At 39.8% G+C, this 24,615-nt stretch carries 23 protein-coding genes; all 23 read right to left on the reverse strand.

Going from position 1 to position 24,615, the window contains the following annotated elements:
• Positions 1-260 precede the first annotated feature (260 nt).
• Positions 261-1,109, reverse strand: coding sequence for a GIY-YIG nuclease family protein (locus tag Q0N70_RS10080; RefSeq protein ID WP_294016360.1), 849 nt, complete (start codon positions 1,107-1,109; stop codon positions 261-263).
• Positions 1,110-1,132: 23 nt separating this feature from the next.
• Complete coding sequence (locus tag Q0N70_RS10085) at positions 1,133-2,011, reverse strand: aldose 1-epimerase family protein (protein ID WP_294016362.1); 879 nt, start codon at positions 2,009-2,011, stop codon at positions 1,133-1,135.
• A 16-nt stretch (positions 2,012-2,027) separates the two neighbouring features.
• The gene (locus Q0N70_RS10090; protein ID WP_294016364.1) at positions 2,028-2,960 is read right to left on the reverse strand and encodes an ABC transporter permease; all 933 of its coding nucleotides are present in this window, start codon (positions 2,958-2,960) and stop codon (positions 2,028-2,030) included.
• Positions 2,957-4,099 carry an ABC transporter permease gene (locus tag Q0N70_RS10095; RefSeq protein WP_294016367.1) on the reverse strand — a complete coding sequence of 381 codons (1,143 nt, stop codon included), beginning with the start codon at positions 4,097-4,099 and terminating at the stop codon, positions 2,957-2,959. The genes Q0N70_RS10090 and Q0N70_RS10095 overlap by 4 nt, the downstream gene beginning before the upstream one ends.
• A complete protein-coding gene (locus Q0N70_RS10100) occupies positions 4,096-5,616 on the reverse strand; it encodes an ABC transporter ATP-binding protein (RefSeq protein WP_294016428.1) in 1,521 nt (506 codons plus the stop codon). Before Q0N70_RS10100 ends, Q0N70_RS10095 begins: the two co-directional genes overlap by 4 nt.
• Positions 5,617-5,732: 116 nt before the next feature.
• Entirely contained in the window at positions 5,733-6,812 is a 1,080-nt protein-coding gene (locus tag Q0N70_RS10105) for a BMP family ABC transporter substrate-binding protein (protein WP_294016369.1), read from the reverse strand.
• A gap of 219 nt (positions 6,813-7,031) precedes the next feature.
• Positions 7,032-8,429, reverse strand: coding sequence for a hypothetical protein (locus Q0N70_RS10110; protein ID WP_294016371.1), 1,398 nt, complete (start codon positions 8,427-8,429; stop codon positions 7,032-7,034).
• 2 nt (positions 8,430-8,431) lie between these two features.
• Positions 8,432-9,340, reverse strand: coding sequence for a Dam family site-specific DNA-(adenine-N6)-methyltransferase (locus tag Q0N70_RS10115; RefSeq protein WP_294016373.1), 909 nt, complete (start codon positions 9,338-9,340; stop codon positions 8,432-8,434).
• On the reverse strand, positions 9,337-10,170 hold the full coding sequence (locus Q0N70_RS10120; RefSeq protein WP_294016375.1) for a type II restriction endonuclease: 834 nt from the start codon (positions 10,168-10,170) through the stop codon (positions 9,337-9,339). Before Q0N70_RS10120 ends, Q0N70_RS10115 begins: the two co-directional genes overlap by 4 nt.
• Positions 10,171-10,285: 115 nt before the next feature.
• Positions 10,286-11,239 (reverse strand): site-specific DNA-methyltransferase, encoded by a 954-nt coding sequence (locus tag Q0N70_RS10125; protein WP_294016377.1) that lies wholly within the window; start codon positions 11,237-11,239, stop codon positions 10,286-10,288.
• Positions 11,240-11,250: 11 nt separating this feature from the next.
• Complete coding sequence (locus Q0N70_RS10130; protein ID WP_294016379.1) at positions 11,251-12,084, reverse strand: EcoRI family type II restriction endonuclease; 834 nt, start codon at positions 12,082-12,084, stop codon at positions 11,251-11,253.
• A gap of 30 nt (positions 12,085-12,114) precedes the next feature.
• Positions 12,115-13,788 carry an AAA family ATPase gene (locus Q0N70_RS10135; protein ID WP_294016380.1) on the reverse strand — a complete coding sequence of 558 codons (1,674 nt, stop codon included), beginning with the start codon at positions 13,786-13,788 and terminating at the stop codon, positions 12,115-12,117.
• Between the two features lie 88 nt (positions 13,789-13,876).
• A complete protein-coding gene (locus Q0N70_RS10140; RefSeq protein WP_294016382.1) occupies positions 13,877-14,476 on the reverse strand; it encodes a hypothetical protein in 600 nt (199 codons plus the stop codon).
• A gap of 72 nt (positions 14,477-14,548) precedes the next feature.
• The gene (locus Q0N70_RS10145; RefSeq protein WP_294016385.1) at positions 14,549-15,052 is read right to left on the reverse strand and encodes an HD domain-containing protein; all 504 of its coding nucleotides are present in this window, start codon (positions 15,050-15,052) and stop codon (positions 14,549-14,551) included.
• A gap of 3 nt (positions 15,053-15,055) precedes the next feature.
• Entirely contained in the window at positions 15,056-16,510 is a 1,455-nt protein-coding gene (locus Q0N70_RS10150) for a class I SAM-dependent DNA methyltransferase (protein WP_294016387.1), read from the reverse strand.
• A gap of 168 nt (positions 16,511-16,678) precedes the next feature.
• On the reverse strand, positions 16,679-17,677 hold the full coding sequence (locus tag Q0N70_RS10155) for a Fic family protein (RefSeq protein WP_294016389.1): 999 nt from the start codon (positions 17,675-17,677) through the stop codon (positions 16,679-16,681).
• A gap of 34 nt (positions 17,678-17,711) precedes the next feature.
• Positions 17,712-18,710 (reverse strand): PDDEXK nuclease domain-containing protein, encoded by a 999-nt coding sequence (locus tag Q0N70_RS10160; protein ID WP_294016390.1) that lies wholly within the window; start codon positions 18,708-18,710, stop codon positions 17,712-17,714.
• 39 nt (positions 18,711-18,749) lie between these two features.
• Complete coding sequence (locus Q0N70_RS10165) at positions 18,750-19,547, reverse strand: hypothetical protein (RefSeq protein ID WP_294016392.1); 798 nt, start codon at positions 19,545-19,547, stop codon at positions 18,750-18,752.
• A 4-nt stretch (positions 19,548-19,551) separates the two neighbouring features.
• Complete coding sequence (locus Q0N70_RS10170; RefSeq protein ID WP_294016394.1) at positions 19,552-20,709, reverse strand: XRE family transcriptional regulator; 1,158 nt, start codon at positions 20,707-20,709, stop codon at positions 19,552-19,554.
• A 10-nt stretch (positions 20,710-20,719) separates the two neighbouring features.
• Positions 20,720-21,445, reverse strand: coding sequence for a DUF5986 family protein (locus tag Q0N70_RS10175; RefSeq protein WP_294016396.1), 726 nt, complete (start codon positions 21,443-21,445; stop codon positions 20,720-20,722).
• Positions 21,446-21,527: 82 nt separating this feature from the next.
• Positions 21,528-22,850, reverse strand: a complete 1,323-nt coding sequence (locus tag Q0N70_RS10180; protein WP_294016398.1) for a restriction endonuclease subunit S — start codon at positions 22,848-22,850, stop codon at positions 21,528-21,530.
• Positions 22,851-23,666 carry a KilA-N domain-containing protein gene (locus Q0N70_RS10185; RefSeq protein ID WP_294016400.1) on the reverse strand — a complete coding sequence of 272 codons (816 nt, stop codon included), beginning with the start codon at positions 23,664-23,666 and terminating at the stop codon, positions 22,851-22,853.
• 52 nt (positions 23,667-23,718) lie between these two features.
• Positions 23,719-24,603: a protein adenylyltransferase Fic gene (fic, locus tag Q0N70_RS10190; RefSeq protein ID WP_294016402.1), complete on the reverse strand. Its 885-nt coding sequence runs from the start codon at positions 24,601-24,603 to the stop codon at positions 23,719-23,721.
• Positions 24,604-24,615: the final 12 nt, after the last annotated feature.

A 24,615-nucleotide genomic window follows, 5' to 3' on the forward strand; every position in this document is an offset into this window, starting at 1 on the left:
CACAAATTCGTTATTTTTTCTCCTCCGTGTCTAAATCTGAGGCTTATTATAGTTTTCTTCATTTTTTTTAAAACTCCATATTTATGAATTTAAATCATTTTTTTAATCATCGTTTTTTTAAATTTATTTTCAGTTGTTTATTATCCTTGACTTTTTAATAATTGTATCATATATATGAATTGCAAGCTATGCAATTTTTTCTCCTACTTTGCAGTACCAGGGTTCTTTTCTGAAACATAACTGCGTCTTGATTTTTATTTCTACGATTTTTTACCTTCTATAAATCTCAATATTCTGGAGACTGCATTATAATTATGAAAATGTTCATATGTGCTTAATTTTTTTTCATTTCTTTTTGAAATCAATACATCATACCAGTATGCAATTACAGTTCGTCTAAAACCTTTCATGGACATCAGTTCCATAGCAGTTTTAAAATCTGATTCAAAGGCAACATACATCGCCCTTTCTGTTGCGGTAGAGTAAGAAGCTTTTCCAACTTCTCCATTATGACTTAATATCCAGTTTCTGATTTCATCATATTCTGAATCCAAAATCATTTTATCAACTACTATGTAATTTATCTGAGGACAATTATTTTTATTCAGAGTACTAAAAGCAACTTCATGCGAACCGATATTTATGGTAAAATATCTCCCATTATTTGTCTGCGTAAAAATAGATAAAGTCCAAACACCTTGAATATCTGCACAATAAATCAGCCCCGTATTAATAAACAATTCTGAAATATAATTCAGAAATCTTTCATCTTGAAAAAGTCTGTCTATTTTTGGGCAGTATAAAATTTCTTCTGGATCTATTGCATCGAGAGCTTCTTTTGCTTGAAATTTACTTATATGAAATAATTCTTTTTGATTTTTTATTTCATGATTTTGAAAATCTCTGAATTGATAATGTAGGTTATGCTCTATTTTTCTCCAATCAAAGACTTCCCTAAAATCAAATATATGCCATGGTCCTAAACTTTTATATGGTTCAGTATTATTAATTTCTTGCAACCTTTTTGCTGGTGGATAATTTGTTCCGCCAATTTTTATGCAATCACAATTATTTGACTCCAAAACATAAATGTGTCCTTTTTCTTTCATAGGCAAATCACATTTTTCCTTACTCAAACACTTATGCTTTGGTCGGCAGTAAAAGTTTTTTGCGGGTCAAGAATTTCAAGTCCGAGCTTGTGTTCCCATTGATGGTCTGTGTTGTCGGCATCGGGAAGTCCGAACCAGGGTTCTATGCAGACAAATTCGGGGCTGCCTGCGTTCTGCCAAATCATCACATAAGGATAGCCTTTTGTGTTCACGCGAATCAGTTCGCCAGTCCGAATATTCCTAAGTCCAGCCCACTCTGATTTTACGTCCGTAAAAAGATGTCCGTTTCCAAAGCCAGATGCAGTAACAGGAATTATTCCCGGATTTTTTTCAGCATAAAGTTTTTTAACCGGGCACTCGCCTTTTGAACCGGAAGCAAGAAAGCCGTTGTCATAGCAGGCAACCTGAACAAGAGGCTCTTTCTTTTCAAACTCAATCTGAAAATCGTTCACGTTGTCAATCGCAAATGCGCTGTGGCTTCCAAGGCTGAATTTAAACGGAACTGAATCTGTGTTCGTGACGGTTGATTTAAAAACAATGCCGTCATTTTTCAGTTTGTATTCAACGCGAAGAATAAACTTGTACGGAAAAAGTTTCAGCGTGTACTCATTTTCGGAAAGTTCAAAAACCGCAGAATCTTCTGTGCGCAAAATCAGATTGTGCTCAAGGTCTCTTGCAAATCCGTTGCTTTTAAGCGGAAATGATTTTCCATCGATGAGAACAAAAGCATCTTTTATCTTTCCGCAGTGAGGAAAAAGAACCGGCGCATGAAATTTCCAAACGGACGAATCTCCGCGCCAAATAATATCACGTCCATTTTCCCGGCGGACAAATCTGTTGATTTCAGCTCCATAAGTATTCACATCAAGTTCGAATTTTTCATTTTTCAAAGTTATAATCATTTCAAACCTCAAAAACTTAATACGGAATTCCGTTTGCGGCGGGGGCGGCCATTTTCTTTGACGAGAAGACAAGCGCGACAAGTGTCACCGTATATGGGAACACCTTGAAAATTACCGTCGGAATCACCGCGAGGGCCGGAATTACCTGCGAGACGTTCGCAAGAGTCGTGAAGAATCCGAAGAAGAAAGTCGCGCCTAGAATTCCGAGAGGCTTCCACTGTCCGAAAATCAGAGCGGCAATCGAAAGGAATCCGAGCCCGGCAACGCTTCCGTTGAATTCGCCTGAATAAGTTACAAGCATGACGGCTCCTCCAAGCCCCGACAAGGCGCCGCTCACAAGAACCGCGACGTAGCGCATAAAATGAACGTTCACTCCGGCGCTCGCAACGGCAGAAGGATGCTCACCGCAGGCACGCAGGCGCAGTCCGAATGAAGTTTTGTACAGAAGCCAGAACGAGAATCCCCAGATTCCGAGCACGAGCCAGGTTGACCAGTAGACGCGCGAGAAAATCAGTTTTCCAAGAAGCGGAATTTTTGAAAGCCCGGCATAGTCCATCGGAATTATTCCCATCATAATCGGAATGTTTCCGCTGCCCGTAACCTGACGCGCGATGTAAATCGTGATTGCGGCCGCAAGCATGTTGATTGCTGTTCCTGAAATAACCTGGTCCGCCTTGAGCGTTATCGAGGCGAACGCATGAAGCAGCGCGAAGACAATTCCGATCAGAGCTCCGGCGCAAAGTCCGATTATTATGACCTGAGTATGTCCCACGGAATTCTCAAGCATCCTGATTGCGAACGCGCTTCCGAAATAGCCTGAAAGCATAAGTCCCTCAAGTCCGAGGTTAGTAACGCCGGAACGTTCGCTGTAAAGTCCGCCCAAAGAAGTTATGAGCATGGGCATTGTGTATGCGATTACATAAGGAAAAACCTGATAAAGCAAATTCATTTTTCAGCTCCCGGTTGATTTGAATTTTCAGAAAGTCTAGCAAGCTTCTTTTCGTGAAGCTTATGGAAAAGTCCGTTCCACAGTTTCTCAAAAAGCACGCTCGTCGCGGTAAAATAGATGATTACGGAAATAATAGTGTCCGCGATTTCGGGCGGAACATCGGTGAGTGCGTTCATGAAACCTTTTCCCGACTGGAGGATTCCGAAGAAAAGCGATGCGAACAGAACGCCGACAGGTGTTGAAGCTCCCAAAAGTGAAACCGCGATTCCGTCAAATCCCTGGGACGGCATCACGCCGATCTGCATATTCAGCGAGTAGCCGGCATAATACGAAAGCCCTGCAAGCCCCGAAAGTCCGCCTGAAATCACCATCGAAAGCACGATGCTCCGGTTCACGTTGATTCCGGCGTATTCCGCGCAGAATCTGTTCGCGCCCACAGCCTTAAGCTCATAGCCCACCGTTGTTCTGTTCAGACACCAGCGCACAAGAAATATCGAGGCGACGGCAAAAATTATTCCCAAGTTGATGTATTCCGAGCCTGAGAAAACCGCCGATAGCCACGGACTTCTGAGCGACTGGGAGACGGCAAGGGAGGAGCTTTCAGTCTCAAGCGAAGGACCTTTCAGATATGCCGGAATAAAATAGTAGATGCTCCAGTATGCGGTCCAGTTCAGCATGATTGAGGAGACAACCTCGTGCACATTGAATTTCGCCTTGAGGAAACCGACGAGCGCGCCCCACAATGAGCCTCCTGCAACCGCGGAAACCACAAGCACAACAAGATAAAGCGGACGCGGAAGAAAGACAAAATGCCCGACAATCGTGGCGAAAAGTCCGCCTACGAGCATCTGCCCGGAAGAACCGATGTTGAAAAGCCCCGTCTTGTACGCGAATGCAAACGAAAGTCCCGTGAACATAAGCGGAGTGGCGGTCGCAAAGGTGTTCCCGATTCTCTCGCGGTTCATCAGCGCGCCCCTCAAAATATAGGCGTAGGCCTCGAACGGATTTTCCCCGATAAAAAGCATGAGAAGTCCGCCCGCGACAAGCCCCAGAACTATCGCGCTCAGGGCAATCAGAAACGGTCCGCTCTTCCTCTCCTCTTTATTTGTTTCTGCTGAAAATATTTTCTTTATAATCATTTTTTATCCCTCACGCCGGCCATCATAAGTCCCACGGAATGCTCGTCGGTCGAAGTTGTGTCCACAATGTTCATCAGCTCTCCGCCGGAAATTACCGCAATCCTGTCCGAAAGATTGAAAATCTCGTCAAGCTCAAGCGACACAAGAAGCACGGCGTTTCCCTTGTCCCGGTGCGCCACAATCTGGCTGTGGATATACTCAATCGCTCCCACGTCAAGACCTCGCGTAGGTTGAACGGCAATCAGAAGCTCGGGATTCATGGAAATCTCGCGGCCCACAATCATCTTCTGCTGGTTTCCGCCGGAAAGTTTTCCCGCAGGAGAATTTATTCCCTCGCCGGAGCGCACGTCGAATTTCCGCACAATTTCTTCCGAATATGAGTTGATTTCCGGGAAATTCAGGATTCCGTTTCCGCTGAAAGGCTTTCTGTAATACGACTTCACGACCATGTTCTCGGCAATCCGCAGTGAAGCGATAAGTCCGCGCTTTATTCTGTCCTCGGGGATATGGCCGAGTCCCAGCTCATTTCTTTTTCGCACAGTCAGATTAGTCGCGTCAGTTCCGCCGATAATGACAGAGCCGCTTTCCGCAGGAACAAGTCCGCAGATCGCCTCGACAAGCTCAGTCTGCCCGTTTCCGTCAACGCCCGCAAGACCCACAATCTCTCCGGCATGAACCGTAAGGCTGAAATTCTTCACGCCCAGAACTTTCTTCGCATTCATCACGCAGAGGTTCTTCACCTCAAGGACCGGACGGCCTGTTTTGGGCGCGCTCTTCTCGACCTTGAAATTCACCGGACGACCGACCATTTTCGCGGCCATAAGCGCGGTATCCGTCGAAGCCACATCCACAACGTCAATCAGCTTTCCGCGGCGGATAATCGTGCAGCGGTCGGCCACTGCCTTTATCTCGTTCAGCTTGTGCGTGATTATCACGACGGATTTTCCTTCCTTCACAAGATTCCTGATAATCCGCATGAGTTCGTCGATTTCCTGCGGAGTCAGAACCGCCGTCGGCTCGTCAAAAATCAGGATGTCGGCGTCGCAGTAGAGCATTTTCAGAATCTCCACACGCTGCTGCATTCCCACGGAAATGTCCTCAATCTTCATGTCGGGATCGATGTTCAGTCCGTACTTTTCGCTAAGCGTCTTGATTCTTGCGGAAGCCTCCTTTCTGTGCAGGACGAATCCGCCTTCCTTTCCCAGGATTATGTTCTCGGTAACCGTAAAGTTTCCCACAAGCTGAAAGTGCTGGTGGACCATTCCGATTCCAAGCCGCGCCGCGTCATTCGGATTCTTTATCGAAACTTCCTTTCCGCGGATTTTTACCGTTCCCCTGTCGGCATGATAAAGCCCGAACAGGATGCTCATCAGCGTGGATTTTCCCGCCCCGTTCTCGCCCAGAATCGCATGAACCTCGCCGTCCCGCACCTGAAGCGTAATATCATCGTTCGCGACAATACCCGGAAATTCCTTCCTGATATTGAGCATCTCAATCACATAATTGTCTGCGCCCATTTTTACTCCAATCTCAACTTTCAGCATGAAATTATATCACAGCAAACGGATTCCGTGTAAAAAAAAATAAGCCCCCGGTTTTTACGCCGGAGGCCTTTCAAACTGAAATTGAAGTCTTATTTTATGAGTCCGTCACCTGAAGCCGCCACAGTGATTTTTCCGGCCTTGATGAGTGCAAGAACCTCGTCGGCCTTTTTCTGCGCGTCTGCGGAAAGGTTAGGATTCTTCACAGGAATTCCGATTCCGTCGTTCGCAGCGGAAAGCTCAAGCTCCTGTCCGCCCGGAAATTTTCCCGCAAGCTGCGCCTCGATCATGTCGTAGGACGCGCGGTCAAGGAATTTCTGTGCGGAAGTGAGAACCGCGCTCTTTCCCTTGGCATAGATTCCGTCGTTGTACTGGTCAACGTCAACACCGACCATCCACACATCCTTTCCTGTCGAGCGGCGTGTCTTTGCCTCGTTGATGACACCGACCCCCACACCTCCTGCCGCCGCGAACACAACATTAACGCCCTTGTCGTACATTGAGGCCGCAAGCTGCTGTCCTGCCGCAACGTCAGAGAAAGTTCCCTGATAAACGACGTTCTCAGCGTCAATCGAAATCTTTGTTCCGTAGTTGGCGTTGGCATAGGCGATTCCCTGCTGCCATCCCCAGTTGAATTTCTGAACCGCAGGAATCTCCATTCCGCCGATGAATCCGAATTTTCCTTCCTTAATCTGAACCGCCGCCGCAACTCCCGCGACGAATCCCGACTCCTGCTCAAGCCATGACACGGCGACAGTGTTCTTCGCAGTCTCGAATGTGCTGTAGTCGGCTGTGTGAGGCTTTCCGTCAAGAAGAACGAAAAGAACGTTCGGATATTTTTTCTGCGCGGCATAAACGGCAGTCTCGAACTTGAATCCCGGGCAGATAATCATCTGGTAGCCCGCGTCCGCAAGATTTCCGATTTCCTTGAGATAGTCGGCCTCGGTTGTTCCGGCAGGCTTGAGATACTTTGTCTTTACTCCCATGTCCTTCTGGGCGCGGAGAATTCCTTCCCAAGTTCCCTGATTGAAAGACTTGTCGTCGATTGTTCCAGAGTCCGTAACCATTCCGACCCTGAGATTCGCCTTCTTGGAATCCTTCTTCTTTCCGGCAGCAAACGCTGATGTGGCGATAAGCAGAACACTCACCGCAACTGTAAGAACCTTTTTCATTTTTCCTCCAAAAAAAGTCAATGAGAAAATCTCAATTTGACTTTTATGCAACAAATTGAACCCGCAATGCAAGTTTCTTGATAAATACTACAATTCTCACGGCTTTATTGTCAAGAAAAAACAGCGGACAGTATTTTCCCGAAACAAGTTTCCGACTGAAAACGGCAATCGGCATTTTCCCGAAGTGCATTTCCGAGTGGAAAAGGCAATCGGGAAAAACTACAAAGCGGAAAAATTCCCGGAAATCCTTTTCTCTTCACTTTTCATAAGCGAACAGAATTCCTGCAGGCTTTCTGCGTTCTGCGGAATCTTCACACCGATTATATCGAGAGTTCCAGCGTCGTTTGCAAGGCAATAAGTTTTCTTATGAAAATCCGTGTCGTCATCAGGAAAAATAAATCCGCCGCGACCGATTTTCATCGTGTGCATATACGCGACAACCTGATACAAATCTTCACGGCCGACGCCGTTTAAAAGCCGCTTGTACTTTGCGTCCAGAACATATTCGCCTTTTTTGTAGAAGTCCGGGTAAATCCGGCGGAAATCTTTGTCAAAAGTCAATTCGTCATCGCCGTTCGCGAACATTTTTAGTCCGCCTTTGTGTTTTTTGTTTTCAGGATGTTCAAAACCGAGAGGGCGAAAAATCGTGTTCAGATATTCTTCCCAAAGCCACGCGCCGTCAAAAAGCAGACCGCACACGGATTTTTCATTTGAATGATAATTTATTTTTGAATGGTTCAGAATCGCAAGGCAAAGTTTTTGAAGCGGCTTCCATTTTGTAAAAAACGGATGGCTCACCGGCTTTGCGTTTTCGGAAATTATTTTCTGCCGCTCGTGGAAACTGTAGTTCTGCGTAAGCTCGACAATCTGGCTGACCGCGGATTTTGTGCCGGAATCAGAATTCAAGATTGATTTTCCGAACGGCTTTGTTTTGATGAATTCAATCGTGTGGCGCACAAGTTCGGTGAACGGATTGTCAAAAACCTGCGCGCGCTCCTTGTAGGCGACTTTTCCGCCGAACGGAATATTCTGCCTGATGTGCCGAGAAATATTCAGCGAGCCTTTTACGTTCGCATCGTTCCGCTCAAAAGTTCTGTAAGTCTTGAAGATTCCCTGCCGGACTGCATTTTTTAAGACAAGCGGAAACATAAAACACAGCAGGTCAAAAACGCTGCCGCTCGAAGCGTTGTAATTCAAGCTGAAAAGATTTTCGCCAAAAACTTTTCCCAGTATATAATGAAGAAAAAAGTCATTTTCCGACTTGGAAAAACGCGATGAGATTTCAAGCTGAATCGCTCCGTCGCCAGAGCCGACACCGACAAAGCCCAGCAAGTTTCCAGTTTTGATTTTTACCTCGGAAAGATTTTCACAGCAGCCGCACATCTCAAAAATCGGAAGCTCACCGATTGCGCCATAGGATTTATCGATTTCATACGGAAAGACAAGAAGATTTGATTTTTCTCCAGACAGTTCCTTTAGCGGAACATTCGCAATGCGTGAAAGCGAGAAATAATGTGCGGCAGAAAAAGTTTCAGAGTCTCCAGCGTGGGAGGAATTTTTTATGAGGTCGGAGACTTTTTGCGAGCAGTTGTTGTCGGTTGTTTTCAGATGGAGCATTTTTACGCAAGCTCTTTTTCAAGTTCCGGGAAAAGCGGTTGCTGCATAACTGTTTTGCACGGAAGAATATTCTGCTCAGGCTCGTAATTCAGAACAAGGGCTTCCGTCATGGAATTGCGATTCTCTTCCTTTGCTCCAGCAAAATAAAAATGCTCCTGAGTCACAATCTTGAATCTTTCATATTTTTTCAGGTTATCGTTCGTGCGGAAATTGTTGTGATGCCAAGATGACAAAATAAATTTCGCTTTTGTCTCGCAAAGAAGCGCAAACAAGTCATTCTCATCTTTTTCTGTCCAGCTGGAATAATAATCCGCATAACGTCCGGCATAAGGCGGATCGCAGTAGATAAAATCATCTTCCGTCGCCTGTGATATTATCTCACGGAAATCCTTGTTTTCAAAAGTCCAGCGGTCTGTCATTACGGACTTGCAGTTTTCCGACTGATGAACAATTTTTGTAATATATGACTTGCTGAACCGCTCCGGCTTTTTGCAGAAAGGAATATTCCATTTGCCGTTCTTGTTGAACCGAATCATTCCGTTGAAACCTGCGCGCGAAAGAAAAAGAAAATCCAGAGAGTCAAAATTTGAGTTGAACCTGTCACGGACGAATTTATAGTAATCGGAACTTCTTTCACCTGCCGAACTCAGATTCTGCCCTTCATCAAAAAGAAACTGCCGGATTTTTTCAGGATTTATTTCTCCGTCTTGAAGCCTTGAATAAAAATTTATTATGTGTGGATTTATGTCGGAAAGAAGAGCCTGCTTTGCGCCTGAGTTGAATGCAACCACACCAGTTCCCAAAAAAGGCTCTATCCATCTTCCGTTAAAATTTGGCTTCAGCTGCATTATCGCAGGAACAAGTTTTGTCTTTATTCCCTGGCTTTTTATAGGCGGAGTTATTATTTTCATTTCAGCTCCTCCGACTGTCCGATTTTGACTTTCAGATTTTTCAGAATATCCGAATTTTTGCTTTTATATTCGACATATTCCTTTAAATTTGTGTAAGGACGCGAAGTCTCCAGCTGAGAAGCCATGTCAGAAGTAAGATAAAATTTCCAGTAATCATCAAAAATTTCCTCGCCGAGTTCTGCAAAAGGACCTTTTCCGTTCAGAATTTTTTCCAAATCAGTTATCGAGCCGATGTTTTTTGTGTTTCCGCTTCCGGGACGCGCCGCGGCAATCTTATACTTCGGCTGTGCAAAAAATTTAAAATCATGGATTACAGACGGAATCTTGTCCAAATCCGCGGCAGAATAAATTTTCCGCTCATCGATATTATTTTCCGACTGCGAATAAATTACACCGAGAACAAAATGTCCTGCGTATCTGCTGTACGGATAGGCGATGTTCTTTGTGCTTTCGCGGTTTCTGAAATATCCAGTGAATGCACCGAGCGTCATGCCGTTTATTCTGTCATTGCCGATTCTGTACGTCGTTTTTATATCGACCGCGAAAAGAGTTCCGTCATTTTTGTCAACAAAAGTCAAATCAGGATAAAAATTCTGTTCTGGACTTAGTTCGAGCTCAAGGTTGTTTTCTTCCGCAAATTTCTGCATAAGCGGAAAAAGCAAAAGCTCCATTACTTTTGAGATGATTTTTGTATCAAGAGAAATCGTGTAGACTTTTTTATAAACATCAATAAAGCCTTTTATAATCCACTCTTTTTCATCTGTTGAAATCACGGACTCAAAGGAAGAAAGTTTTGACTGAAGTTTTTTTAGAAAATCATTTTTATTCATACTCAACACATTATAATTATTTTAAGCGCATTTTTCCATCAATAAAAACTATCTGCCATCTTCTTCCGAATTATTTTCCGCCGAATCCAACCCAAAATACGCGATTCTAAGTTTTTCAATCATCTGAATTAACAGTTCTTTTATTTATATCTTCAAAAAATGAATCAATACTTTCATTTTCTATGAATGAATTAGAAAAAATAGTTTCTTGCATTTTTTCTATATGTTTCTTAAAAAAAGTTTTTGACTGTATATCTGTATCACACATTATACAATTTCGTTTTTCTTCGATACATACTCTTCCAGTTGTTCCACTTCCTGCAAAGAAATCTAAAACAACTGAATCTGGATATGAAAGAGATTTTACAAAACGACGGATGATTTCAAGAGGTTTCTGCGTTGGATGTCCAACCCGCTCCAAAGAGTTACCGTTCAAACGACCAATTTCCCAAACATTTGTAGGATTCTTTCCTTTCTTCACATTTTCAGGATTTAGACGTTTATCTTTTAAAGCATCACGTAATTCTTTTTCTCCATACGGAACACGAACAGAATCCAAATCAAAATAATACTTATCAGTTTTTGTAAGCCAAATTGCTTCTTCATGACGATTTGCAAAATATCTATGAGCAGACATTCCATTTTTGTAATACCAAATAATTGTATTAACAAGTCTAAATTTTGTTTTATGTCGGCAGTAATAAATAATTTCAATCAAATCTCCACTTTTTACATTTTGAAATTGAGTTCCACCAAAAATAACAATGTTTCCATTTGGAGAAAGAACCCTATAAGATTCATCAAGCCACTTCGCCGCCCACTCAATATAATTTTCATACGTATCCCAATTTGCCAAATCCAAATTATATGGAGGATCAATCAAGATTAATTGAATCGAGTTATCAGGAAGAGATTTTAGGAGTTCAAGACAGTCTTTGTTTAGTAAAATGCAATTTGTCTTTTCAGGCACTTTAAAATCTACAGAAGTCTTATGTTTTATATTATCTTTACTCATTCTATTGAGTTGCATTAACCCAGAATTGAAATGAGATTTATTATGAATAGCCATGACTAAATCCTTTATTTTTTTGTTATTTGATTAAATAAATCACAAGCAAGCATTTTTATTGAAGTTTCTGCTACTTTAAGCATAATATTTAACATTTCTGATTCACTCCAAGAATTTCCATTCCCCTGTGTATAAATTGAGGCAGCTTGTAACATTATCATTTTATTATTTGATTTTACAAATCTGTTTTTACAGAGATTCGTATTTATTGGCAAACCATAATTTGCAGCGGTTAAACGGTCAAGTCTATTTAATGCTCCGTTATTATATGTCAATTTTACAACTCGTCCATCTGGACGAGTAATAGAAATATCTTCTGTCAAAAAATTAGTTCCTTCCAAGAATAAAATATATGGAAAATAACTTTCACCTAGCATTAAATTTGCAATTTCACAAATATTCTTATGAGAGCGTTCTATAGCATTTCCTGCTACCATTAAATCTTGATTATTATTCTTTCCAACTAAAATTCCATTTTTAATATTTTCAATATCTTTACCTTGATGCTTCGCTTCTGAAACCAATATAACTCTCCAATTATTATTGTCATCTAAAACTTCAATCAAACCACCATCGGGCTTTATATTAGAATCTGTAACATACAAAGTTTGTCCTAATTCCTTATCTAATTTTTGAAGAACTAAATTTATTTCACTTTTGTTTATACTCGTTCTGTATCTAAATTTCAAAGCAGGAAACTTTTCTGCTAACTCTGTAATAACCTTTTTTGAAACATTGCCGACCAAATGATCATGTTTTATCGCTTCATTTCCGAAAATTCCAATCCCCCCCCCATTTTCTTTTTGCTGTTTTGTAAGTCTACTAGATTGATTTTTACTAGCCATTTTATACTCCGCCTTATATTCTAGCATAAATCAAGAAAAATCTTTACTTTCTTCTTCATTTTTATTTAAGAAATACGCTTTCTCAAGCTTCGCAAAATTTTCTTCCGCATTTTCTGTTCCGCGGAGATACTCTTTTAGAAGTCCTTCAAGGTGATAGTTCCAAAGTTTTTGGAAACGTTCGTTGCTGTCGCCTTCAAAATCATTCAGCTTCAGAAAATAAGCACCGCCGATGTGATATGACGAAGGCGAAGAAAGTTCCGTGATTTTTGAGATTTCTTCATTCAATTTTGTGAGACGAGTTTTTGCCTCTCCTGCAATTTCGCCAAGCTCATCAAACATTTCAAGATTTTCAGCCGCCTTGATTTCCTTGAACGCAAAACGTCGGCGGAATGCAAAGTCCATTGTGTCAACGCTGCGGTCTATGTCGTTCATTGTGCCGATAATGTAGACATTTTCGGGGATGAAAAAGCCATCATAAAATTCATCGCCTTTTTCAATCAAGTTCTGATATTGAGTTTTTATCATGCCGTTTTTTCCTCGGTAGCCGGGGTCAATGCAGAAAAACAGCTCACCGAATATTTTTGAAAGCTCGCCGCGGTTTATTTCGTCAATGATGAAGACAAATTTCTTTTCCTGAATTTTTTCGATTTTTTGAACATTAACATTTTGCTTCAAAGAGTTAATTTCTTTGTACAAAATCCAGATATAAGAATCCTGCTGAGTGCGCCACTTTCTGTTGAAAAAGGATTTTATATCAGCTCCGCTCTCAATTTTATTTTCAGAATTCAAAAGCTGAATCAAATCATTCTTAGGAAGAGACAGCTCGCTTGTTTTTTCATTTGCCGGAATTGAAACAAAGATATTTTTTTCAGCATTTTCGATTATCGTAAATTTATTTCCTGTCGCAGTTTCAAATTCTGATTTTTCTTCAATCGCTTTTTCAAGAAAATTTTCAACTTTATCGTTTATGGAAATTTCCTTTTCCAGAACTTCAACTGACTTTTTGCTGTCAATCAAATTTTGCAGTGCCCTTTTGCAGAATTCCTTAAAAACGCCGTCTTTCCTCTCAAATCCGATTTCGCCGCCAGCCTGATTTTTCGGGCGCAGACCTTCGACAAAATCCGTATAGTCGTAGCTCGGATGAAACTGAACAAAGCCAATTTCATTTGGTGAGCAGTCCATTCTTTCCGCAATCTGTTTGGCAAGAAATGTTTTTCCAGTTCCCGGCGCACCGTGAAGAATCAGGTTATGGGTGTGTTTTAAGAGTTCGGTCAGGTTATCAGCAAGAGAATTATCTGGCATTATCTCTTCTCCTTTAGAATTGTCAGGATTCTTCCATGCATTATACGAGATTTCAGGAATCGATTTCTCTTTTAATTTTCTTTCTTGGATACAATTTTTGATTTCTTCCAAGAAAATCAAATAATTTTTGCCGTTAAGTTCTTTTTCATCAAAGATATTTATTCCACTTTTTTTAAGATAATCTCGATTTCGCGAATCCAAAGAAATATAATCGTATGGTGAAATCCAATATAATCCCATTGTTATATTCCATTTTGTTCCTTTAAAGCCAAGTGCTTTGTCAAAAAATTTTTCTATAAGAGCAAAATCATTATTAAAAACGGCTTCAAACAATGAACACAAAAGTGGAATTTGTTCATTCGCTGTTTCTCTCGAATAAAATGTTGACAAGCGATTGTCCATAGTCGGAATACCATCAAAATTCAAAGGAATATCTGCTGAAAGATTCAATTTCTTTTTTAGAGAATTACAGATAATCTTACGGTTTTCATCAGAAGTTCCCCCTATTAAAAATCGAAAAGAATGAGAAAAAATCTATATCAGAAACTGGCGTTCTGTCTTTGTTGTGAATAAAACTCACATATTTTTCATCAAGTTCATAGACAATTTTGACCAAATCGCTTCGATTATTCTTGAATTCCAATAATTTTTTTGCCAATTCCGTATAAAATGGAATCCATGTAAATCTCTTTTCCATAACTTCAATTCCTTTTAAAACTCCAGTTTCATCAAACGCTTCTTCCAATTCCGGACGGATTTTCAGTTCAATTCTTCCGTTCTGCATTTTTCTTCCAAGACAACAAATTGACCAGAAACGTTCAGTTTTATCAGGACTCAAACTCAAAGGGCAATTTGTCAGTTTATGAACTTTCTCGCCTGTTCTCCAAATCGCATTGTTATAAAAATTTTTCGTTCTGCCGAATTCTTCCGCCATGTCTGTGCAGGTTGCAAGAGTTGATTTCTGAATACAGGCAAAAGCAATCAACGAATCTTCTGTAAATATATTTCTGTCCGTTACAAACTCTTTCCACTGCTCTTTTGTAATTCCCGGGTCGTACTCATTTTCTGCAGGATACCAATTTTCTTCCATAATAAATTATTTTCTCCAGTTCGTGATATTGACATTATATCCGAGTTTCAAAAACTGAACCGTTAATTTTGCTCACCTCTTCGACTTCTCAAACATCTGCTCCAGAAGATATTTTCCGCTTGCGGTCTTGAACACATTTTCTTTCATCGCCGGAACTGACTCACGCTTGCAGTAGCCTTCCATTACGTTCACGATAAAATCCGCCTCAACGAGAATCTGAAAATCCAGGCCGTCGATTGCCTTGTACGTGTGGTGGTGCCCGATTATAAAGCAGATTCGCTCAACATCGGGAGCAGGAAGCGAGAGCGGCTCAAGGAGTTTCCGCGCGATTGCAGGTCCTTCCGCCTCCTGATGCTGAGGCTGGCTGTTTCCATATTTTTCCTTGCTCACCTTAACGCCGATGTCGTGAAGATACGCCGCGACTTCCGTTATAAAAAGCGTATGCCCGTCCACGTTTTCCATCTGCGCAATGAGACGACTGTAGCCATGCACCGCCATTAAATGATGAATGTTCGGGCCGTCCGGGTCGTAGTCAAAAATTGATTTCAGAAGCGGGGTCAGGTTCATTTTTTCCATAAGTTACTCCAGTGCGTTTTTCAGTTCCGCAAGCAGTTCGCTGCTTTTCTTGAATGAATCGTCCAGCATCTGCAGAAGCTCTGCAGTTGTGCTGGAAGTTTCTTCTTCCTTTACAAACGGATTTTTTATGTCAAGGTTGAAGCCATTTTCTTTCAAGGTTTCAATGCTGACTTTCCAGATCTGAGCATTTTCCGTGCGGCTGTTCCACCATTTTTTGAGCGGGTCGAATTCAGACTTTTGAATCGGCTTGGTCTTTGAATATGATTTTTGACCTTCCGGCAGCTTGTGCTCCCAGTACCAGATTTCGCGGGTCGGCTCGCCTTTTGTAAAGAACAGAAGATTTGTGGCGACGCTCGCATAAGGCTGAAACACAGAATTCGGCAGGCGCACGATTGTATGGACATTGCACTGCGTCAGAAACTCCTCGCGGATTCTCTGCTTTACTCCGTCGCCGGTCAACGAGCCGTCCGGAAGAACGATTGCGGCACGTCCGCCGTTTTTAAGGCAGCGAATCATCAGAAGCAAAAACAAGTCGGCGCTTTCTGTTGTGCGGAACTGCGCAGGATAATTTGTCTCAACACCGTCAGTTACGCTCGCACCGAACGGAGGATTAGCCAGAATCACATCAACCCGGTCCCGCTCGCCAATGCTTGTATATTCACGGTTCAGGCTGTCGCCATTCACAACATTCGGAACTTCAATGTCGTGCAGAATCAGATTTGTAACGCACAGCATAAACGGAAGCGGCTTCAGCTCCTGTCCGCGGATAGTTTCTTCCAGAACCTTCAAATCCTCAACAGAATGAACATCCTGCCTCCTGATATTTTCAATCGCGCTCGTCAGAAATCCGCCTGTTCCGCAGGCCGGGTCAAGAACTTTCTCGCCAAGACGCGGATTCACAATCTCGGTCATGATTTCCGTAACCGCACGAGGCGTGTAGAATTCTCCGTAGTTGCCGGCGCTCTGCAAATCGCGCAAGAGGCTCTCGTAAATGTCGCCGAAAGTGTGGCGGTCCTCGCTTGCGTTAAAGTCGATTTCGTTCAGCTTGTTCACAACCTGACGGATAATCGTGCCGTTCTTCATGTAGTTGTTCGTGCCGGAAAAAATATCGCGGATTAAAACCGCACGCCTGTTCACGCTGGAGTTTCCGTCTGAATCACCGCCGAAAGAGACATCAAGATTCTGCAGACCGGGAAAAAGTTTGTTGTCAATAAAATCCTTCAGCGCGTCTCCTGTAATGCCCTCGCTGTCCGCCGCCCAAGACCGCCATTGCAGCTCAGACGGAATCACCGAAACATAATCGTCGCTCAAAAGCTCAAGCTCCGCGTCCTTGTCGTCAAGAATTTTCAGCGTAATCATCCAGCCAAGCTGCTCAATTCTCTGCGCGTCCCCGGAAACGCCCTGATCTTTCCGCATAATGTTCTGAAGCGATTTTATTATTCCCGCAATATTTGGCATTTTTGTTTTTGCTCCTTTAGTGCGGTGATTGAGCCTGTCATCCGAAGGCACGCAAGCAATCACCTGTTTATAAATTTTATTCTAGGAGGGGAAAGCCTTCCCCTCGCTCGCACTTCGTTGCTCGCTACCCCTTCTAGCGGGAGTTCCCCGCAACGCCCCAATTAAAAATTAATCTATAGCTTCAACGATTTCCCAATGTCCGTTTTTGGTCGCACCGACACGGCAGATTATGTTGTTTTCCTGCAATTTCTTCATGTTTTTTATGATGTTGAGCCTTGCAATTCCAAGTTTAGCGGAAAGCTCTTCCTGTGTTACAAACGGATTTTTCTCGATTTCATCAAGAATCTTTCTTTGATTTGCAGTAATCTTTATAGTAATTTTTGCAGTAATCTTTTTTGCGGCATTTTCGGTGGAAATAATCTCTTCAACCGTTCTTAAAATCAGATTCAGCATGAACTCGATGAATTTTGTGCTGTCAGCAGCCGTATCGCTGGAATTCAACGCATTGTAATATTCAGCCTGATTCTCCTTGACAAGGCTTTCAACAGGAATCCAGGCGAAAATGCTTTTCCATTCCTTTAAAATCACTGTCTGCCAAAGCCGTCCCATTCTTCCGTTTCCGTCCTCAAAAGGATGAATGAACTCAAACTCGTAATGAAAGACGCAGCTTTTTATAAGCGGATGGACTGAGCTTTTCCGAAGCCATTCAAACAAATCAGCCATTAAAAAAGGAACTCTGTCCGCAGGAGGCGCAAGGTGAACAACTTCCTTTCCGTCAAAAATTCCCACACCGCCATTTCTGTATTTTCCGCTGTGTTCCACAAGTTCAGCCATCATAAGCTGATGGGCACGCAGCAAATCTTTTTCCTCATAGGGATTCAGCTCAAGCAAAAGGTCGTAAGCCTGCACCGCATTTTTCACTTCCTGAATCTCGTTAGGAGAGCCAAGAACACGTTTTCCCTCGATAATCGCAGTAATCTGCTCAATGCTGAGCGAATTGTTTTCAATAGCAAGCGAAGAGTGAATAGTTTTTATGCGGTTCTCTTTCCGCAGTTCCACATGGAGCGGAGTTTTCTCAAAGCTTTTCAGCTCCCCGATTTTCTCCGCAATCTGCACAACGAGATTTATAATTTCATCTGTAATCTTGAACGGCGGTTCGTATGACATTTTAGGTTTCCTTGTTTTTACGAGCAACAGACAATCACTCTTCAATCAGTTTTTTCAACTCTTCTTTCTTCGGCAGGACAGTTTCGTATTTGCTTGCGAAGATTTGGGTATTGTCTTCCGGCAGAGTGATTTCAACCAATGCATCATTTTTATTTTTGCAGAGGACAATTCCAATCGTCTTGTTTTCATGCTCCAGCTTGACAAACCGGTCATAATAATTCACATACATCTGCATCTGCCCCAAATCCTGATGAGTCAGCTTTCCGATTTTCAAGTCAATCAGGACAAAACATTGCAGCAGACGGTTGTAGAAAACCAAATCCACACGGTAATGCTCTTCATCAAAAGTAAAACGAACCTGACGGCCGACAAAAGTATAACCTTTGCCAAGCTCAAGCAGAAATTTCTCAAGCTTGTCAATCAGTTTCTGCTCAAGGTCTGATTCCGAATATTCTGACTTTTCCGGCAGCCCAAGAAATTCAAGAATATATGGATCTTTTACAATATCTTCCGGCTTTGCGACAACGATTCCTTTTTGGGAAAGCTGCTTGACATCTTCCTTGTTTTTGCTTAATGCCTGCCGCTCATAAAGCGCGGAATCAAACTGCCTTCTCAGTTCCCGCAGACTCCAGTTGGAATTTTTGCACTCAATCTCATAAAATTTCCGCTCGTCCGGATTTTCAATTCTCATAAGAAAAAGATAATGCGACCAGCTAAGCTCAAAATTCGTCAACACTGTTGACGAATTCGCATAAGTTCTGTAAAAGAAACGCATTCTGTCAAGATTTTCTACAGAAAATCCCTTTCCAAAATCTTTTGTAAGCCGCTCCGAAAGATTCTTCAAAGTTTCCTTTCCGTATTCAGCACGGCTCTTTCCGTTCTGTTCGTTCTCAACAATGATTCTGCCGATTTCAAAATAAGTCCTGACCATCGTCGTGTTCACAGTGCTCACGACAAACTGCCTGCTTTTTGAAAGAACAGAAGCAATCTGAGAATACAGCTCATCACTCTTGTTTTTTATAGAATTCGGCATGATTTTGCTCCTGTTTTGTTTTTACATCGTATGTATTTTTCAATCACCTATTTGATCACATATTCTGAAACCAGATGCCGTTAAATCAAAAAGTTCCCTTTTATAGCTAGTAGCTTTTATATATCCTTTATCTTCAAGGCTATCAATTGCTTCTTCAATTTCTGCAATTTTTCTTGCATCTTTAATTAGATGACCTCCAAAACTAGTACCTCCTAGCATTTTTATGAAATGCAACTGTTTTCTTTCCTTCATAATTTTCAAAATTTCTATTTCGATTTCCGTAAAAGCAGGTTTTCTATCTGTAATTGTTTCAAAATTGAAGGAAAAAGAATTTATGATTTCATTTGCAAGAATTTGCAAATGGTTTTGAATAAGTTGATAAAATTCTTCCTTAGAAGAGAATTCATTATAAAATACACTACCTTGTATTTTAGCTTTATATTCCTTTAGTTTTGCATATTGTTCTGTATTAAGATTTCGAGGATCAATTGATTGATTACTAAAATAAATCAATGCTTTCTTACCTGCTGCCATGTGTTTTGAAATCTCTTCAACAGAACCACTTGAGTATTCGGAAGTGGGAGAACCAAGTTTAGTCCAGAAAACAGCTATAACTATATCAGCCTGTTCTAACAATTGGTGATTAAGAATTTCTTGGGCAGTTTTACCTGAATCAGGACAAGCATTTATATCATACCCCAATACAGAGAAAACAATTTTATGGAATCTTGAATTTAACTCATTCCATCTATATAAAGATTCTTTTATAATATTCCTTTCTTCTTGTACGTCTGATGGAGATACAATCATTACATTAAAACAATTTGCTTGAAACATTTATTTAATCCTTGCTGTACATTTTTAATATGAGCGGTGAATAATCATTATTATCTTCGATATTCGATAAATATCCTTTATCAAGAACAAATAATTTTTCAATCTCTTTCGGTTCCATTGGAAAACCACAATTTGAGAATTCTTCTAATAATTCTTTTTTTGAAAATACATTATTAGTAATTAATAATTCAACTGCATCTTTTAAAAGATGCGGATAAGGAATTTCCAAAATATTATCCAAAGGTTCTTGTACTCTGAAACCTTTTTTACTCATTACTCTTATTAAATATTGATATTGGTTCATAGAAATAATACCAAGCGCACAAGCTCTATGAATCATAGCAGCAATTGAAACACGCCATTTTTTCTTTAATTCTATATAGTTTTGTAATTCCGTAGAGAAATAATGAACATCATTTCTAAATGCATTTTCTGGCAGTAAGAATGCAGCAGCAAATTCGTTTGCTTGATTTTCTTTTTCTTTAAATGTTTCTCTAGAAATATCTTCTGTATCTTCATTCCAATTATGAAGAATAATGTGTCCTAATTCATGAGCCAAATCAAAATTTATTCTTGCAGCTGACTCTTTATTGTTTGAGTATGCAATAAAATAAACATTTTTCCCATTTATATTAAAATACTGGCTAAATGCATCAATATCATTTGTTGAAGTTTCAAAAGATGTAACTATAATTCCTTTTGATTCTAAAAGACGTAACAAATTAGGGATTGGCTTTTCACCTAAATTCCAAAATTGTCTTAAAAATGAAGCAGCTTCTTCTGGAGAATCATAACTTTCAATATTTTCAGGAATATTTAATTCAGGAAATTCAATATATTCACTCAATATCGAGTATAATTTAGCCAATAATTGGATTTTAGTTTTTTGTTCTGTTCTATATTTTTTATGAGTTTTCATTAGAGAACGAAAATATGAAGAACCAGCGTTTATAGAGATATTATCTTTCTTTAAAAAAAAATCTACTGGAAAATTTAAAACTTTTGACAGTCCAAGCAATTTATCAAATTGAGGTGTAATTTTTCCCATCTCGTATTGAGATTCTGCCTGCGCTGAAATGTTTAATTTACTAGCCAGATCATCTACTGTTAGTCCATTATATATACGAGCAAATTTAACCCTGTCACCATTATACTGTTTCATTTCTTTTTCCTTAGGCTTGCTTTGAAGAAATTTCTTCAGTGTTTTTAAGAGAAAGAGTTGATTTCTCTCCAATTCTTTGTTCAGCCTTTTTAGTTATTTTTAGTTTAGGTTGCTGAATATCAATGTCAGAACTTTGCTCTATATTGTTTTGATATTCAGGAATAAGATAATCCAAAAGGTTCTCTTTTGAGAGTAAATCTAAATTTACATCCAAAGTAAGCAAATCCAATCCTATAACTTCATCAAACTGATTTGTAGTAAATGTAATTATCTTATAATTCGTACCATAAAGATCATATTTCTTATTATAGAATGGACGACATAATTCATGTAATAAATCTGAAAATTGAGAATCTTGATCTTGAAAATCAAACAATAATGGAGAGAAAACTCCTAGTTGTTGATTTAGTCCAACCAAAGCCCTTAAATATAAAGGCGCATTAACAACCTTATTAGAACAAATTGTTTCATACCTTTTGGTATTCATTAATGAGATAAGAGTATTATTTTCTTTATCTAATATAAGTAAAAACCTCCAACTACCCATTTTTACGATTTCAGCTTCATAATTTGAAGAATTCAGTATTTCTTTAATGTTTGTGTTAATTAAATCCCATTTTAGAAAATTACGTGAGTTCTGTGTTACAAGTTGTCTTTGACTCGTATACGATTCCAAATCCTCTTTAATTGCTCTAGAAATTGAAGAGTAAATTTTTTGATAAAATTCATATTTCATAAACTTATGCTCCTTTTTTAGTGTTTTACACTTATAAATTTGCATAAAAACTGATTTTTATCAAGTAAATTTATGTTAAAATTTAAATTTTTCTATCAAAAGCGTTTTTAAGGACGCTTTGCATAAGCTGCACGGAGATTTTTTTGCGTTCCTGGATTTGATTTTCCAGTTCGGTTACTTTTGCAAGCAGGGATTCTACTTTTGTGACGATTTCTTTTTGTTCGGCGAGCGGAGGAAGAGGAATCATTGCATTTACAACTGTTTCCTGATTTATTTTTGGCATTGTTTTTTGCGCGCCTTTTGCTTTGCTCATAAAATATTTCCGACTAAAAGACGAAATTAAGATTTTATGAATTAGTTCTGTAGACAGTAATTCATTCACTCTAAATTTCATCAGCAAATCTGGATAGATAAATTCATTGTCTTTACCATCATAAATTGCACAAATACCAACATATTCAGGAGAATTACTTCGTTCTATTAAAATGTCTCCATTTTTAAGCCAATAACAAGAATCTTTTGGAATAATTTCGTTTATATATTTGTATTCATTCGGATTAAATATTCCATAAGTAACAGCTCCAAGTTTCAATGTTTTTGTTGAAGTTGCAAAATTAACAGACTTTGGAGAATATCCGTTTTTTGGAGGTTCGTTTATTATTTCTCCCAATCTTACCCACTTCCAGCCTTCTGGAATTTCAAATGACTTTTCTTCATCAGTTATTGGAGCAAGATTTTTTGTTTTCTTTCCTTTCTGAATCTGTTCAAACAAAGCTTCTGCATCAAAATCGGGATTACTTTTTTTTACTGGATTACTTTTTCTCCATTCAACGGTGAGTTTTCCTTCAATCGCTTCCTGAAGAATATTCTGGCGGAGTTGTCGTGTATAATTTTCTTGAGATTCAATTTCTTTTTTTAGATTTTCAACATTACACAAATTTTCAGAGATTTTTTTTACGATTTCCTTTTGGGCTTTTAAATCTGGAATTGTAATTTCAAGCGGCAACAGATGTTTCGGCTTGATTTCGGTCTTTATTCCGCCTTTTACTTGCTGCTGCAATGCCGAGACAAACGACGGACTTTTTACAAAATACTTGAAGTATTCCAAATCAACTTTCTTTTCATCAAAAACATAAGAAGAATAATGAATTGTGGCGCAGACCGGTTCTTTTCCCTGATAAACGGCAACCGCACCTTTTGCAACATTGATTCCAGAAATCACCAAATCACCAGGATAAACAAGAATCATATCCGTTTTTGTCGGCTTTTCAGAAATATGAATCGTCCCTGAAAAGTCGATTTTTTCTAGCCGTTTGTAGGCTGCAATTTTTTTTTCGTCTGGCTTGTACCTACCTTGGCGTTCTGTGAGAAAATCTGATATTTTTACTTTTGTGTATTCACTCATTTATCTTCCGTCCGTCAAGAATTTTCTGTCTTCAATATTTTCCAAGACTTTCATTTGCTGAATTGCAATTTTATTGAGCTTTTCAAGCCGTTCGCCTTGTGGAAGCCCATCATTTATAAAAACTGCATTCAAATTTTCCATGTTGCTAAGACATATCAGCTGATTTATTGAAGCGTAATCCCGAATATTTCCTTTTGAATCGGGATTTTGCTCTCGCCATTGTTTTGCTGTCATTCCAAACATTGCAACGTTAAGCATATCAGCCTCATCAGCATAAATAAAAGACTTTTGGACAGGCGTTATTTCTGCCGGAATAAGATTCTGTTTTATGGCATCTGTATGGATTTTGTAATTGATTTTTGCAAGTTCACGTTTTGCAGACCAGCCAAGCAGTTTTTGCTCTTCTTCTTTGAGCCTCTGAAATTCTTTTATAAAATAAAGCTCAAATTCTACGGAAATCCAGCTTGCAAATTTGAAGGCAATATCTTTGTGTGCATAAGTTCCACCGTAACGTCCGCTTTTTACAAGGATTCCTTTCGCATTTGTAGAATCAACCCATTTGGACGGAGAAAGAGTAAAAGCGTTCAGTCCAGCTTCTTTTCTAAACCCCTCGAATTCGAGGGGGTTGAAATCAGGATTATACAAGGTCTCCCAAATGCCAAGATATTCAATCGTATTTCGGTTTCGCATCCAGTTCTGAATTACGGCATTTGGCTCATCGGATTTATATTTTGCTATGTCTGTAATCGAAATATAATCTGCTTCATCAAATTTTATGACAGAAATTTGAGTATTTTTTACACTTAGTTTTTGCATTGATAATCTCCAATCTTTTTCTAAAAATCTTTATTTTTGTGTATTTGGTCATTTACTTGCTTTCCTCATAGTAATATGAATAGTCAATGCCTTTCATGAACATTTCGCGGTCATTGATTTTATCGGTCAGGGCATTTTTCAAAAGAAACTTAATTTTTGAAGTGTCGCAGACGCTTTGTTCCATTGCATCAAGATATGCTTTTTTGTTTATCTGGCTCCAGTCAACGTATTTTTTTAGGCTGCGCTTTAAAATCAAATCCAGCCAGATTCTTGTTGTTCTGCCGTTTCCTTCACGGAACGGATGAGCAATATTCATTTCCACATATTTTTCTGCAATCTGCTCAAATGTTGATTCTGGCATTCTTTCAATTGAAACTAAAGTCTGTGGCAAAAACTCAGCCGCAGCAAACTTGAATCCGCCCTTTGAAATATTCACAGTGCGGATTTTTCCTGCAAAGTCATAAAGCCCACCAAAAAGATACGCGTGAATCTGCTTAAGTCCGTTTACTGTTCCAACTTCTATGCTTTCCAAAAGGGAACTTTCAAAAAGAGCATAAGCCTTTGTTTTGCTTTTGCCGTCAATTGTTTCGTCAGAGTAAGTGAACCACTGAATAAAAGGAGCAGACTTATTGTTAGGGAAATTTTTTGCAAACTCAATTACCTGATTGTAGTCCATTACATTGGAAAGTCGTTTTTTTCCATCTGGAGCAGTTAGTTTGAACTGGGTAGTAACACTACCCAGTAGATTATTTTCTTTTTTGAGTTTCGCCTTTAAATATTTCCAGTAGTTTCGATTTTTTTCGTAATCATCCTGCTCATTCAATACGCCAACAATATCAAGCACACTGAACCACCATTTGGAATTTTCTTCATCCCAAACTGCACGGACTTCTCTATCATCAAAAAATTGAATTGAAATTTTCTCTGTATTGCCCATTTTTTATTTTTC

Origin of the sequence: uncultured Treponema sp., from assembly GCF_945873775.1 — a bacterium.
Lineage (GTDB): Bacteria > Spirochaetota > Spirochaetia > Treponematales > Treponemataceae > Treponema_D.